The 13,682-nt window shown below is 56.4% G+C and carries 17 protein-coding genes and 1 tRNA gene; 9 read left to right on the forward strand and 9 right to left on the reverse strand.

What is annotated here, in order from left to right:
* Positions 1–44 precede the first annotated feature (44 nt).
* From ACWFTY_RS05590 to ACWFTY_RS05605, 4 genes are read left to right on the forward strand one after another with little or no spacing between them, the layout of a single operon-like run.
* A complete protein-coding gene (locus ACWFTY_RS05590) occupies positions 45–341 on the forward strand; it encodes a YggT family protein (protein ID WP_340167793.1) in 297 nt (98 codons plus the stop codon).
* On the forward strand, positions 338–1,234 hold the full coding sequence (gene folD, locus ACWFTY_RS05595; RefSeq protein WP_447526382.1) for a bifunctional methylenetetrahydrofolate dehydrogenase/methenyltetrahydrofolate cyclohydrolase FolD: 897 nt from the start codon (positions 338–340) through the stop codon (positions 1,232–1,234). The genes ACWFTY_RS05590 and folD overlap by 4 nt, the downstream gene beginning before the upstream one ends.
* Entirely contained in the window at positions 1,234–1,950 is a 717-nt protein-coding gene (locus ACWFTY_RS05600) for a hypothetical protein (RefSeq protein ID WP_447526383.1), read from the forward strand. The genes folD and ACWFTY_RS05600 overlap by 1 nt, the downstream gene beginning before the upstream one ends.
* Positions 1,947–2,564 (forward strand): MarC family protein, encoded by a 618-nt coding sequence (locus ACWFTY_RS05605; RefSeq protein WP_447526384.1) that lies wholly within the window; start codon positions 1,947–1,949, stop codon positions 2,562–2,564. The genes ACWFTY_RS05600 and ACWFTY_RS05605 overlap by 4 nt, the downstream gene beginning before the upstream one ends.
* Positions 2,565–2,674: 110 nt before the next feature.
* Here the strand turns inward: ACWFTY_RS05605 and ACWFTY_RS05610 are convergent, their stop codons facing one another.
* The 5 genes from ACWFTY_RS05610 to ACWFTY_RS05630 all read right to left on the reverse strand — a co-directional run bounded on the left by ACWFTY_RS05610 (position 2,675) and on the right by ACWFTY_RS05630 (position 6,446).
* A complete protein-coding gene (locus ACWFTY_RS05610) occupies positions 2,675–4,384 on the reverse strand; it encodes a tetratricopeptide repeat protein (protein WP_447526385.1) in 1,710 nt (569 codons plus the stop codon).
* A gap of 64 nt (positions 4,385–4,448) precedes the next feature.
* On the reverse strand, positions 4,449–4,856 hold the full coding sequence (locus tag ACWFTY_RS05615; RefSeq protein ID WP_447526386.1) for a JAB domain-containing protein: 408 nt from the start codon (positions 4,854–4,856) through the stop codon (positions 4,449–4,451).
* A gap of 134 nt (positions 4,857–4,990) precedes the next feature.
* Positions 4,991–5,425: a hypothetical protein gene (locus ACWFTY_RS05620; protein ID WP_447526387.1), complete on the reverse strand. Its 435-nt coding sequence runs from the start codon at positions 5,423–5,425 to the stop codon at positions 4,991–4,993.
* Between the two features lie 70 nt (positions 5,426–5,495).
* Complete coding sequence (locus tag ACWFTY_RS05625) at positions 5,496–5,867, reverse strand: hypothetical protein (RefSeq protein ID WP_447526388.1); 372 nt, start codon at positions 5,865–5,867, stop codon at positions 5,496–5,498.
* A gap of 57 nt (positions 5,868–5,924) precedes the next feature.
* Positions 5,925–6,446 (reverse strand): helix-turn-helix transcriptional regulator, encoded by a 522-nt coding sequence (locus tag ACWFTY_RS05630; RefSeq protein WP_447526389.1) that lies wholly within the window; start codon positions 6,444–6,446, stop codon positions 5,925–5,927.
* Positions 6,447–7,052: 606 nt separating this feature from the next.
* On the opposite strand from ACWFTY_RS05630, the gene ACWFTY_RS05635 reads away from it, so the two are divergent.
* On the forward strand, positions 7,053–7,253 hold the full coding sequence (locus ACWFTY_RS05635; RefSeq protein WP_447526390.1) for a hypothetical protein: 201 nt from the start codon (positions 7,053–7,055) through the stop codon (positions 7,251–7,253).
* A 118-nt stretch (positions 7,254–7,371) separates the two neighbouring features.
* Here the strand turns inward: ACWFTY_RS05635 and ACWFTY_RS05640 are convergent, their stop codons facing one another.
* From ACWFTY_RS05640 to ACWFTY_RS05650, 3 genes are read right to left on the reverse strand one after another with little or no spacing between them, the layout of a single operon-like run.
* Positions 7,372–7,584 carry a Trm112 family protein gene (locus ACWFTY_RS05640; protein ID WP_447526391.1) on the reverse strand — a complete coding sequence of 71 codons (213 nt, stop codon included), beginning with the start codon at positions 7,582–7,584 and terminating at the stop codon, positions 7,372–7,374.
* 11 nt (positions 7,585–7,595) lie between these two features.
* Positions 7,596–8,216: an LON peptidase substrate-binding domain-containing protein gene (locus ACWFTY_RS05645; RefSeq protein ID WP_447526392.1), complete on the reverse strand. Its 621-nt coding sequence runs from the start codon at positions 8,214–8,216 to the stop codon at positions 7,596–7,598.
* Entirely contained in the window at positions 8,213–9,121 is a 909-nt protein-coding gene (locus ACWFTY_RS05650; protein WP_447526393.1) for a tetratricopeptide repeat protein, read from the reverse strand. The genes ACWFTY_RS05645 and ACWFTY_RS05650 overlap by 4 nt, the downstream gene beginning before the upstream one ends.
* A gap of 221 nt (positions 9,122–9,342) precedes the next feature.
* Between ACWFTY_RS05650 and ACWFTY_RS05655 the strand changes: the two genes are divergently transcribed.
* The 4 genes from ACWFTY_RS05655 (at position 9,343) to ACWFTY_RS05670 (ending at position 12,752) form a co-directional block, all read left to right on the forward strand.
* Positions 9,343–9,417, forward strand: a tRNA-Gly gene (locus ACWFTY_RS05655).
* 580 nt (positions 9,418–9,997) lie between these two features.
* On the forward strand, positions 9,998–10,291 hold the full coding sequence (locus ACWFTY_RS05660; RefSeq protein WP_447526394.1) for a hypothetical protein: 294 nt from the start codon (positions 9,998–10,000) through the stop codon (positions 10,289–10,291).
* 77 nt (positions 10,292–10,368) lie between these two features.
* On the forward strand, positions 10,369–11,511 hold the full coding sequence (locus ACWFTY_RS05665) for an FxsB family cyclophane-forming radical SAM/SPASM peptide maturase (RefSeq protein ID WP_447526395.1): 1,143 nt from the start codon (positions 10,369–10,371) through the stop codon (positions 11,509–11,511).
* Between the two features lie 65 nt (positions 11,512–11,576).
* Positions 11,577–12,752, forward strand: a complete 1,176-nt coding sequence (locus ACWFTY_RS05670) for an aKG-HExxH-type peptide beta-hydroxylase (RefSeq protein WP_447526396.1) — start codon at positions 11,577–11,579, stop codon at positions 12,750–12,752.
* A gap of 59 nt (positions 12,753–12,811) precedes the next feature.
* Here the strand turns inward: ACWFTY_RS05670 and ACWFTY_RS05675 are convergent, their stop codons facing one another.
* A complete protein-coding gene (locus ACWFTY_RS05675) occupies positions 12,812–13,651 on the reverse strand; it encodes a nucleotidyltransferase family protein (RefSeq protein WP_447526397.1) in 840 nt (279 codons plus the stop codon).
* Between the last annotated feature and the right edge of the window lie 31 nt (positions 13,652–13,682).

Raw genomic sequence — 13,682 nt, forward strand, 5'->3', positions numbered from 1 at the left:
CAAATCACTGGCCGCTCTGCCAGATTATCGATAAAGGGTCCGCCATGGCATTCGCAATTCTTCAAATCATCTCCATCCTGCTCAACGTGGCAATAACCGTCATCATCGTGCAAGCGATCATGAGCTGGCTGCTGGCGTTCAATGTCATCAATCTGCAAAATGACATTGCCCGGGCGATCTGGACTACGCTCGACGCGCTGACCGCGCCGATCTACCGCCCGATCCGCAAGATCATGCCGGATTTCGGCGCGATTGACCTGACTCCGATGGTTGTCATTATCGGCATCATCATCCTGCAGGATGCGATCTTGCCACCGCTGGCCCAGGCTCTCCTCGGTTGACCGCAGCGCATATCATTGACGGCAAGGCTTTTGCCGCCGGTCTTCGGGAACGGATCAAGGACGCCGTTCCAGCCTTTGTGAAACAAGCGGGCCGCGCGCCCGGTCTGGCTGTGGTTCTGGTCGGCGAAGATCCTGCCAGCCAGGTCTATGTCGCCTCCAAGCATAAAGCGACGCTGGCTGCGGGCATGGAAAGTTTCGAGCACCGGCTGCCCGCCGATGTCGCGCAGGAAGACCTGATCGCTTTGGTGGAACAGCTGAACGCCGATGAGACCGTAGACGGCATATTGGTGCAATTGCCGCTGCCAAAAGGGCTCGACGAAAAAGCCGTGGTCATGGCGATCGACCCGGACAAGGATGTCGACGGCCTCCACGTGATCAACGCCGGCCGGCTGGCCAATGGCGAAGAAGCGCTGACTCCCTGCACCCCGCTCGGCAGCCTGATGCTGCTGAAAGATACTTTGGGCGATCTGACCGGCCTCGACGCTGTCGTCGTCGGCCGCTCGATTCTGGTCGGCAAGCCGATGGCGCAATTGCTGCTCGGTGAAAATTGCACCGTTACCATGGCGCATAGCCGGACGCGGGATCTTCCCGATGTCGTCCGCCGCGCCGATATTGTTGTCGCAGCCGTTGGCCGCGCCGAAATGGTAAAGGGTGACTGGCTGAAAGACGGCGCCGTCGTGATTGATGTCGGTATCAACCGGCTCGACCCCGAACCGGGCAAGGAAAAGGGCCGTCTGGTCGGCGATGTCGCCACCGCCGAAGCGCTTGATCATGTCCGCGCGATTACGCCGGTACCGGGAGGGGTTGGTCCGATGACCATTGCGGTGCTATTGCGCAATACGCTGGTTGCCGCATCTGCGCGCGCCGGGCTGGAGAAACCGGAGGGTTTGTAATGCGCTTATTTGCAGTAGTCGGAATCGCGCTAATGCTTTCGAGCTGCGCCAGCGGCGGGCGTCTGAACGACCGCGAACGCTATAACCGGGTGATGGGAAAAGCGGTCGCCAATCCCAGCGCCATCGTCAAAGCAGAACTGTCCTTTGCCCGACTGGCTCAGGAAGAGGGGCAATGGTCGGCATTTCGTGAAACCGCCGCCGATGAGGCGATCATGTTCACGCCGGATCTGGTCAACGCGCAGCAGTGGTTGAAGGGCAAGGCCGATCCGGCAGAGGCCGTTACCTGGCAGCCGCATAAAATCTACATGTCCTGCGACGGCAGCATCGGTGTCTCCACCGGTGCCTGGCAAAGCGCTAAGGGCAGCACGGGTCATTTCACCACGATCTGGCATCAGGATGATTTCGGCAATCGCAAGCCGAACAAGGATGTGCAGTGGAAATGGATATTCGATGATGGCGTGCCGCTCGCGACACCGCTGGCGGAACCCGATTATGTCGAGACCGAAGTGGCCTCCTGCAAAGCCAAAACCGCTGCCGCTCTCCCGCCAGCGGGACTGACGGTCCAGGGCAAGGCAGGGGCATCCGCCGATGGCAGCCTGATCTGGAATGCCGCCTTTGTTGCAGACGGCTCGCGCATCGTATCTGTCGATCTGGCGCAAGAGGACGGCAGCTTCAAGCGGGTGCATGAATATAGAATCGACGCACCGACATCATGATCGAGCTTTTCATCTCTGCCTTCATCACCTTCTTTGTGGTAATTGACCCGCCGGGTTGCGCGCCGATCTATGCCAGCCTGACCAGCAGCGCGCCGGAGCGCGATCGTCGGGTCATGGCCATTCGTGCTATATTCGTCGCCGCAATCATTTTGCTGGTGTTTGCCCTGTTCGGCGAACAGATGCTGAGCGCGCTCGGCATCAGCCTCGACAGTTTCCGCATTGCCGGCGGAATCATGCTGTTCCTGATCGCGCTGGAAATGGTGTTCGAGAAACGGACCGAGCGGCGCGAAGATCGGGCCCAGGAGATTATCGAGCAGCCCGAGATCGAGGATGTATCGATCTTCCCGATGGCGATGCCGATGATTGCCGGACCGGGTTCGATTGCTGCGGTCATGCTGCTGACATCGCAACATGATGGAATCGACAATGCGCTGGTCATTCTCGGTGCTCTGGGATCGGTGCTTCTGCTCACCTTGTTCGGACTGCTCGCGGCTGGTCCGTTGATGCGGATATTGGGTAACAAGGTCGAGGCGGTCATTACCCGGGTGCTCGGTGTGCTCCTCGGTGCGCTGGCGGTACAATTCGTGGTCGACGGGCTAAACGCGAGTTTCTGACGACTGCATCGCGCGTCGCGTGACCAGCCTCAAACCGTGGAGCTTCCTGTTACCGCCAATGCGGGACTATCCTGCAAGCATCATCCCGAATGGATCGGCTGGCTTCCCGGTCACCCGCTGATCACTCCGGTCCGTAACAGCAGCTGAAAGGCGCGCTCGGCCAGCACCGGATTGGTGATCAGGCGCCTGAGTAACTGCTCCTGGCTTTCATCCTTGTCGCTGCCATAGGTTGCAACGAGCTGGTCCCATGATTTTCGCGAGTCCTCGATCCGGCCATTTTTGGCATAGACCATGGCCATGGTGATATCATAATAGGGCCCGACACCGGTGCTGGACGGAACAATTTTTTCCGCGAATTCCAGCGCCTGCTTGTCCTTGCCTTCCGCCAGCAGAGTCAGCACCAGCGCGGTCTCCGCGACCAGCGAACCGCGAGGGTCCAGAGCGATCGCACGCCTCAGATATTGGGTTCCAGCCGGATCGCCACAGCCGAATAGAAAAGCGCCGGCCTGTGCCTGAATGGTTGCTTCATAGGGGTCCAGTGCCGCGGCTTTCTCGGCGAATTCTTTGCCCCGACTACAATTGCCGTTGAAAAAACTGGACCTGGCGAGTGCGAAATTCGCCGACGCGTTCTCTCTGCCACGAACCATCGCACGGCGCGCATATTCCAAGCCCTCCTCGGGATTGGGCTCTCTGCCGGTTGCCTCTCTCCGCAAAAAGGAAATGAACGAGGCGGCCGCGAGAATCTGGCTGTCAAAAGGGTCGGCAACCAGTGATTTTTCGATGCATGACTCGACGACCGGCAAAAGGTCGGGATCGCGATTGGCACGGTAGCTCTCGAACCGCAGGATACAGGGGTAGCCGATCATTGCATTGTCCGGCAGCCGTTTACGCTGGTCGGTAGCTACCAGTCCGTAAATGCTGGTGACCCGGCTGGATATTGGGCCGAGTTTTTCGGGATAGTCGGCCGGTGAATCCGGCATCGCAATTGTTGCCGACCAGATTGTTTCATTCTGGATCAGCGACGTCAGCAGAAATTTGATTTCCGGACCGCTCGGACCAGCGACTATCTTGCTTTCAAACAGATAGGCATTTTGTCCTGTTACCGAGGCGATGTCCGGTTCGCCCGCCGCCGCTAGCCGCACTTGCGATGAGCGGGCAAAGGCATCTTCAAAAAACTGTTGTATCTCGGCGGACATGTCGCTGCCTGTGGCCCCGGATTCCATCCGTGAGGCTGCAATGTAAATTTTCGGGGGCAGGGTCTCCTGACCGGAAGTCATTGCGATTCCGGAATCAACCGGGCCGGAAGAGGGCACAAACCAGATCAGGCCTATCGCTGTGATCAGCAGGACGGCGGACAGCCCGAGCATTGTCAGCCGGTTGTTAAACCACCGGTCGCGAACAGGCTCGGCAGGTGACGCGGCATCAGGGTCAATGTCATCCGGTCCGGCAATATGCTGCCCGTCTCCCGGATCACCGTCATCCGTCGCAATCTCGACAGCATAATGGCCGATCGGGATATGCAAGCGTGTCGCGCTGTGGTGCGCGTTATAATAGGCGCCTAGCATCTTGCGCAGCCGGCCCACTTGTACGCGGGGATAGCTATCGGCCTGGACGTCAAAATCCTCGGTGCGCCCGAGGCCGTCCACGGCAACCTGATAGGCCTTGGGCGGGTTGCCCGGATTGGAAATCGCCTCCTCAACCAGATAGCTCAACAGTTGCGACATGACTGGCGAGCGGATGAAATCTGGTGATTGCAGCAGTGTGTGCGTTTCCGCGCGGAGCAGCTTCGCCCGTCTTTCGTCCGAAATTGGTGAGGCCATTATTCCGGTCTCCCTTTAATTGCGACGTTACCAGAAAGTGCTGAATGCTGCACCGGTATATTATTCACTGGAACGACACCCAGTCGCGCAGACTGATCCAGCCTTCGCTGCCGACAATGATATGATCGTGAACCGCCAGCCCGAGTTCTTTCGCCGCCTTGAGCAGCCTGCGGGTCGCTTCGATATCGCCCTCGCTCGGATCCGGATCGCCCGACGGGTGATTATGGGCAAGGATCAGGGCTGCTGCGTCCACGGCGAGCGCACGTTTCAATATTTCGCGGGGATAAATCGGAGCTTCGGAAATCGTGCCTCTGCTGACGACCTCATCGCAGATAAGCCGGTTTTTGCTATCCAGAAACAATACCCTCACTTCCTCGACCGGCAAGCGCGCCATCGCAACGATAAGATATTCGATCACGTCATCGGCCTTGGACAGGCAAATGCGGTCCAGCATTTTGTCTTTGGAAGACACGAGCATCGCCTCCCGCACTAGCGAAAGGATGGCCTGGGCGGGATTGCTTTTGGCTGGCCGGGAATCAGAATATAATACCGCCCCGATAGAGCCGAATTCGGCTATCAGGGCCGAGGCGACAGCGGAGGCATTGTCTATTTTTGCAACGGTGAAAAGTCGCTCCAGGATTTGTCGACCCCGAACCGCCGAAGACGTTGTTGATGACGGTATGTGCCGACAGTCAAAACAATCAGCATCGGATAGGCCCAGATTGCCGCCACCGCTCCATAAGCCTGTGGCAGCAGTTCCGGAATGACCATTATCGGAAGGTGTGTGAGCACCTGTATCGATTGCATAGCGCATAACCATATTGTCCAAAACCTCTCAGCATTTAAGGCGAGATAGAAAAAGCTGGCCAACATTGCCGTGTCGACGAGAAAGATACTCACTTCGACATGAGAAAACCGTTCAGAAACAGGGGCGGCGACCGCGATCGTTAAAAAGAAACCCACCATCACGATGATGACAGCAAACCGCTCGGGCCGACCGCCCCATATCAATCCGTAGCTGCAACACAATATCAGCAGCATTTGAAACAATTGAATTCTGACCATGTCCTACTCGACCAAAGAATGTTGGTACGGTCAAGCTCCGCTTGGCTTAAGCGTTCGGGACAGCGCGAGGATAGGCAGCAACATCCTGATCCGACTGACCGGATGGTGGGGGAGGGCATTCCAGTCCATCGCCCCAGCTGACGGTGCGCAAACCGGCATCTTGCTGGTCTTCGGCCAGATGTGCATGCGCTTCGACGACTTCGCGATAAGAGCGTGCGGTCTGGGCGGCAGCGGCAATCAGCTTCTCGGAAGCATCAATGCCCGCGGTCAGGGAAAAACGTGTTCCCGGTGCGAGGCGGGCAGCGGCCATGCTGCTCATCAATTCGCCCATCTGAACCATGGTCAAGTTGAGGGATTTTTCGACCTCATGGATTTTTGTGGCAATGGGGCGGGCGGCTTCAATACGTTGGTTCAACATGTAACTCTCCGGACGCCGGGGGACACCGGCGCTTACTAGTGACAAAACATGCAGAGATTAATTCGGGCCTAGCAACCTGCTCACAACCATTGCGGCGAGACAGACGAAGGCAAATGCAAAGGCAAGTTTTACCGACAAGTCGGCGATAGCCCAGATTCGCGCTCCCTTGCTTAGATCGTTACCCGTTTCTCCCTGCTTGCGGAACGGCACCGAAAGTAGCGAGCTGGAGAAGGTGGAATATGACTGATAAGCCGATTGCACTTCCCTGACTCTGTCCGGTGACGCTGCCTGTTGTCCAGGCAGGGGGTAAATTGCGCCGGATTGCGGCTTTTTCGCAATCCCAATATTCTTGGGTACAAAAAATTTGGGTGCAAAACCTTCGTGATCCGCCAACATCCGGGCTGCGGCCTTGCTGCTTGTCACTTGCAGCTTTTGCCGCGCCGACCGCAACCTTTCGTTGATCACGTTAGGGGTCACGTCGATCTCCTGGGCCGCAGTTTTCGCATCATGGCCGAGCAAAAGAAGATGGAGAGCCTCTTTCTCTTTCTGGTTCAGGTTATCGCAAAAGTCTGTGGTCATTTTTTAATCTTATGTCAGGGGCGATCATTTGGCAAAAGAGAATGGTCAGCCTGATGGCTAACTATCCGATCTTATTGGGTAACAAATATAATCCATTCGGTTAACACGGGGTAAAATTGCATGTTACCGCTACAAAGCGTAAACGATATTGCATAATTTATCGTTACCTTTGCCGGTTCCCCGCCGGTTCGACGCGGGTAACATTAACTTGTTACACCCGTAAGACGGGTGACACGGGTTGAAACTCATGAATATCCACAGATCGGTCCATATCCATCATTGTTCGGCAAGATGCCCATGGCGATGGTTTGTTTGGAACGGCGGTACGAAGATTCTGGTTTCCGGAATCCCGGTCTGCTTCTCGCCAAATGACTGTCGTTTGCAGCGAACGGAATATTCTGGTCAATATTCCCTCGCTGCGATGGGCTTTCTGGCCAGTTTGGAGGAAGTTATTGCACCCGCTAGACTTCTTTTGGACATTCAGATCCGGGTTGATCCATCGCCTCCCATGATCGGGTCAACCCGGAGATGATTTTTTGGCCCGGATGGAACGAACAGAGTTGATTGGCTTTAGTAGTTTAGTGTTGTGTAAAGAATGTAGGCGTTATGATTAAAATTCAAAAGAAGGCCCTGAGCCAGAGAGAAAAAGAACTGTTTCTTGGCAATCTTGTGACGTGGGGTTCCCTTGTCTCTGCGGTTATCTTGGCGATTGCTTTCGCACCGCTCAGCGCAGCGGAAAGCGATCATAACGCTTCGACTTACAATGAAGTAGCTACGCCACTCGTTATGCAAAGCAAGCAGGGCTGACGATCACCTGGTTTGTGCGACGCACCAAAAGTCTAGCCGCAAATTGACCAGCCGGCTGGTCCTTCGTTATCGATTATTTAGACAATCCAACGTCAAAACCGCTTCATTATCGCCGATTCTATAATCTGCGCGCTTCTTCGATCAGCATCACCGGAATGCCGTCGCGTATCGGATAGGCTACGCCAGCGGCCTCGCTGACCAGCTCCCCGGCTTCGACATCATGGACAAGCGTCGCCCGGGTCATCGGGCAGACCAGTATCTTTAGAAGTTCGGGATCAACGCCCCGATTTTCGTCGCTCGCCGCCCTATCCTTCCCGGGCCGATCGCTCATTGCCCGATCGCTCATTGCAATGTGACCCGGTCATCGTCGCCATCCTGTCGCCCGAAAAACTGTAGCAGCTGGATGATCAGTTCTGCACGGTTGGCGAGGCCGTCGACTTCCAGCAATGCCTGCTTCGACGCAGCATCAAAAGGCGCGATCTGCGCGATGCCGTTGACGAAGGCCATGTCATCGAGTCGTCCGATACTGTCCCAGTCAACCTGGTAGCCCTGCAGCTCCGCAAATTTCCGTGATTCGATTTCCAGCGCGGCGCGTTCGGCGCTGGCCAGGACTTCGTCCAGTTCCTGATCGGCTTCGATCTCGGCCCGTACCTGCCGGAATGCCGTAGATGCATCGATTTCCTCGACAATCCGGAACCGAGCCACGCCTTCCAGCACCACGTTGAAGCGTCCGTCGTCAAGCGCCTCGATATCGATGATCTTGCCGAGGCAGCCGATATCGAACAGGGCGGGGTGCTTGCCCTCTTCCTTGGGCTGGATCATGCCGATCTGCCGGTCGCGCGCCATCGCGTCGTTGATCAGGGCGCGGTAGCGTTCCTCGAATATATGCAGCGGCAAGTGCATGCCGGGAAAAAGCAACGCTCCGGCCAGCGGGAAAATAGATAGCCTTTTGGTTTCGCTCATCCGAACAGCACGGCGCTGAGCTTGCGGCGGGTGGCTGAGACCCATTCGTCCTCGAGGCCGACCATTTCGAACAGCGACAGCAATTTCTGTCTTGCCGCTCCGTCGTTCCAGTCCTTGTCCGCAGCGATAATCGTCAGCAGATGTTCAGCGGCAGCGTCATGGTCGCCCATGGCGATTAGCGCGCTGGCCAGATCGAATCGCGCCTGATGGTCCTTGCCATTTGCCGCGACAGCCGCCTTCAATGCTTCCAGCGCGCCGGCATCCGGTTTGTCCTTGGCCAGCTGCAGGGTTGTCTGCGCCCGTTCGATCGCTGGGTCACTGCGCAGCTCCTCCGGCAATCCGGCGAGCGCGGCTTCCGCCTGCTCTATATGATCAGCCGCAACCAGTGCGCGAATCAGTCCGCCGACCGCTTCGACATTGTCGGGTGCCATATCGGCGATCTGCGCGAAAATCCCGGCAGCACGCTCGGCATCGCCTTCGCCCAGCACTTCTTCACCCATGGCGAGAAGCGGCGCCACATCCTGCTCGGGTTCTGCTCCGCCGCCAACCGGCAGCTGCTCGAGCAGCTGGTCCAACGCGCCGGTCAGCTGGCTTTCGCTGCGCGCGCTGGTCAGGTCGGCCACCGGCTTGCCCTGGAAAATCGCATAGACGGTCGGAATCGACTGCACCTGAAACTGTGCGGCGATAAATTTATTCTCGTCGACGTTGATCTTGGCCAGCACCACGCCCTTGTCGGCGTAAGCGGCGGCGACTTTCTCCAGCATTGGCGTCAAAGCCTTGCACGGCCCGCACCATTCTGCCCAGAAATCGAGAATCACCAGCTTGTCCATGCTCGGTGTCACGACCTCGCGCTGGAAGACTTCTACTGCTTTCTGTTCTTCGACTGTCAGTCCTGCTGTTGCCACATCATGCTCCTGTTATAGCGCGGGCCCAATGCCCGGACTCGCGCCCAAATCGTTTAACTTGTGCGCTTTATGTGGGGAGCAGCGCGCCAATGCCAAGGATATTTTTGCATTTGTAGTGAACTAGGGTGTGATTGGGGCTTGCGGGGTATAAAAACCCATGCTAACCGCGCGCCTCAACTGCTGCTGACCAAGTGATTACCCAAGTGTCGCAGCAACGCCGAGCGGGCGTAGCTCAGGGGTAGAGCACAACCTTGCCAAGGTTGGGGTCGAGAGTTCGAATCTCTTCGCCCGCTCCAGTTTTTCTGATAAAAGCAAACATGCGGCGCATGTTTGTCCGAAAAACTCCCGACCGCAAGCGAGGGTGGATCACCCAAATATCCCTCAGCACTATTACGCCGCGAGTTTCCCTTTCCAGGCAGCCGTCACCCCGGCGCATGTTTGCCCGAAAAACTCCCGACCGCAAGCGAGGGTGGATCACCCAAATATCCCCCAGCACTATCACCCTGTAAGTTTCCCTTTCCGGACAACGGCCACGCCGGTGGATTGTCATCAGAAAAACTCCCGCAGCGCCAGCGAGGGTGGCTTGCCCCGATTTCCTGCCGCACATGACGCTGAAGATATACCGGCGGACAGCGCCGATTTCGAACACACTGATCGTCCGTGCTGACCTTCAGTCACGAGACAGGATGCGCTGCTTGGAGACCTGTATTGGCTGATGTCGCTTCCCGTTGCCGGCGGCATCGGCGATTGCCCAATTCATTTTGGCCGAAAGTATCAAGTCGTCGGGGTTGCGATATAAGTTATACGATGTATTCTTCAAGTTGGGTCGTCTTAAATGTATTAACAATGCAATAATCCTAGAAGGAGGATGATCTAATGGCCAAAATAAGGAAAAAATCAGCGCCCAAAGCATCTACGCGCAGGCAAGTATATTTCAGCGAACCCAAGGAACTGAAGCAGCTGGACAATCCAAAAACCAAATTAAGCTTTGATTTGGGTGATTTGGAACTGTCGGAAGATCAGCTTGGACAGGTCCGCAATGAAGTGGTCCGCTCGGCAATGGCCGCAGCGGCAAAGCTGCTGGGTGCCGACAATATCGGTATTGCAAGTGACGATTTTTCCACTTTCTCTACCTTTTCGACCTTCTCTACATTTTCATCAGCTGCCTGAGCAGCGAGGTAGCGGGCCAGTTGGCTCGCTACCTGCATTGAACCAAGAGTATCCGACTTGTAGAAGGGGAAGCTCCTATGGCCGTGCCGTTTTCGACCTTCGTCGTAAAGATCGCCAGCCGCTGCAATCTTAATTGCGACTATTGTTACATGTATAATTTGCAAGATGACACCTACCGCAATCAACCGGCGGTGATGCGAGACGACGTGGCACATCTGTGCGCGGAGCGAATCTGCGAACATGCGCAAAATAGCAGTCTTAAGGCTGTGCATTTTATCATGCATGGCGGCGAGCCCCTGCTCGCCGGCAAGAAGCGATTGCGCCGGATTGTCGAGATCGTCAGGAGCAAATTGGATGCCGCTGACATTGCCTGCCGATTCAGCATTCAGTCCAATGGAACATTGATCGATGATGAGTGGATTGAACTGCTTGTCGAGCTGGATGTGCGTATTGGTCTCAGTGTGGACGGACCGCGCGCGATCCACGACAAGCACAGGCTCGATCACAAGGGCAACGGTTCCTATGATCGCGTGATCGATGCAATTGATCGTTTGCATGACCATCCCAACGGGGCAGACGTTTTTTCCAACGTCCTGGCGGTCGTCGACACCGATATAGATCCGAAGTTGATGCATGAGTTCTGGGACGAGATCGGTGTGATAGGCTTTGATCTTTCCTTGCCCCATGCGAACCATGTCCATCCGCCGCCGCGCCCGATCGAAGAATATCGGGACTGGTTGATCGCCTTTTTCGACGGCTGGTTTGACAGGAACAATTCCGAGAGACACGTCCGCTATTTCGAAAATATGATCCGTATGATGTTTGGATATCCGGTCAGCACCGACAATATCGGCGGCAAACCCGTGGATGTTCTTGTCATCGAAACGGACGGAAGTCTCGAGCCGACCGATGCTTTTAAATGTTGCTTTGACGGCGTTACCAAATTGGGAGCCAATCTCGCGGAGACGAGTCTGGACGATCTGTCCGGCAACCCGATGATTGCAGCCTTTCAGGAAGGCGCGAACGGGCTTTGCGAAACCTGTCAGAAATGCTCTGCGCGAGATATTTGTGGTGGAGGCTATATGCCGCACCGATATGGAGCGGACGGCAGTTTCCTGCACCCCAGCATCTACTGCGAGGCCTTGTTGCCGTTAATCGAACATATTCACAGCAAGGTCGAGCAGACTTTGCCGGACGAGTTGAAGGAGCTGGTCGCGTGACAGAAAATTTGGTTTTACATGCTGGTCCGCCCAGTCACGAACATCGGCAGGCAATCGTAGATAAGGTGATAGGACATACACAAAATCAGATCGAGGCGGTTTGCCGGCACTATGTCGAGGAACATGTGCAATATGGCCTCTCGATAGAGGAAGCGCAGGCGCTTTTGCGATTTGCATTTCTGATGCGCTCGTCAAATGACAGCAGCGCGCGGGCGCTTTTGATGCATCCCACCACCCAATATTGGCTGGCAGCCATGCGCAGAGCCAGCGGCGATGTCGATATAGCCCAGCGCCGTCCATTTGCCCGCCACGTTTCATCACTGGCCCTGCAAGTTGAACTGGCCAATGAAGGTCAGGGTGACTGGGACGTTGACCTTGATCAGGAAGGCGGCCTGAGGATTCCGATTTTTGCGCGGCATATCGAGTTTGGACCGGAACGCGCTGGTCAGACAGTCCGGGTAAGCTGCCTCGCCGGGTTTCTGCGCTGCTCTTTTGCTGACGGTATGACAATCGAGTTGCCCAACGAGGACCTGCTCGGTGATGTTCAAGCCCCCGAACCGGCGCTTGAGACGGACGGCTTCTGGATAAACTGCTACCAACGGCTGGCCGACGACCGCGTCCAGTTGCAGCGTCGGGATGAATGGTTGCGACCGCACTGGACTGGCACGAACGAGAGGCAGACGGGCACGATATTCTTCGGTGCGAGTGAAGAACAATATCCCGCCGATCATCCGGTTGAACCCTATAAGATAGCGACACAGAATATTAAAAGCTCCTCCCGTGAAATTGCCGAAGATGTCTTCACTTTCACGCCGGTGATGGTTCCGAGAACAACCGGGAAGAACCAGAGGATCGGATTTACTGTGCTTTCACGGCAGGGTGCGATGTTTCTGGATCCGGATGAACCGAAGATAATGGCAGAGAATATCATTCACGAAAACGCGCATGTAAAACTTCGATATATGCAGCTTGTCGATCCCATTCTCGAAAATTTCTATGACGATGACAAGCAGAGATTCCCTGTGCCCTGGCGTCCCGATCCAAGGCCTTTGCCCGGTATTCTGGAGGGCGCCTATGTATTCTCCAATGTGCTGGAACATCGCCGGAAGTCGGGAATAAAGGCCGACGTCAAAGATGATCTGGAACGCGACGTTGCCCAGGCTATCGACCTTCTGGCCGAACATGGAAAGTTCACCGAGGCAGGGCGAAGCTTTCTGAATGAGCTTGCATGCTGGAAATGAAGCGGTAGCAGCCGCCGGCCTGCATGATTATCGAGGCATTGGAGCCTGGACATGCGTCCTTATTGGCGCTCCCGCCGCTCCAAAATTTCCGTCACCAGTTCCAGGTCATCCGGCTTGTCCACATCGATCGCCGCTTCCGCTATCGGCAATATTATCGGCTCGGCCCGCAGCGACATGCGGGCGCCTGCCTGTGCCATCGCATCTTTAAAGCCGATCGTCCGGCTGAGCGCCCGGAGCAGCAGCCAGGGACCGAAATGGGCGAAGATTTTCCAGCCTTTCTTGCGGTCTTTCTCGACCGCCGACCAGAAGGCCACCGCCGGTTTCGCAGCGGCATTGTGCAGGGCGAAGAGATTGGCGCCGCTATAGGCGCCGCCGCGAAATTTCAGCCAGGTGCGCCGCGCGTCGGGGTAAGCGGCGAGCATGGTCTGGCGCTCGACCACGCCGACCGCAACATCCTGTCCGCTGTGTGCTTGAAAGAATCGGTCCAGTATCTCTCCGGTCAGCAGCGCATTGTCGGCGGTGGTCACCAGCACCGGCCATGGCGCGATATCGCTGCCGATGATGTCGTGGATGCTGGTGGCGATGCCGTCGTTGGATTCGACAAAGGCGAAGCCGTCATGTTCTGCCAGATCAGGGCTGAGTCCCGCCTTCAGGTCTTCGGGCGACTGGGCCATCACGACCATCCTGCCGATATAAGGCGACGCAATCAGCGCGCGCGCAACCCGTTCGAGCATGGTCTGTCCGTTGATAGGGATCAGCGCCTTATATTGGACGTTGCAATAAGCGGCCATCGGATCGCCCTCGGGCCGCTGGCCAGCCAGGATGATCGCCGTCCACAGCGGTTTCTGGTCGGAGGGAAAATCACCAGCGGACATATTGGAATCACTAACGGGGGTCACGGGCGTCCTTATGGTTTGCAATCGCTTCCGG

The sequence above is a fragment of the Parasphingorhabdus sp. NYA22 genome, assembly GCF_976973735.1.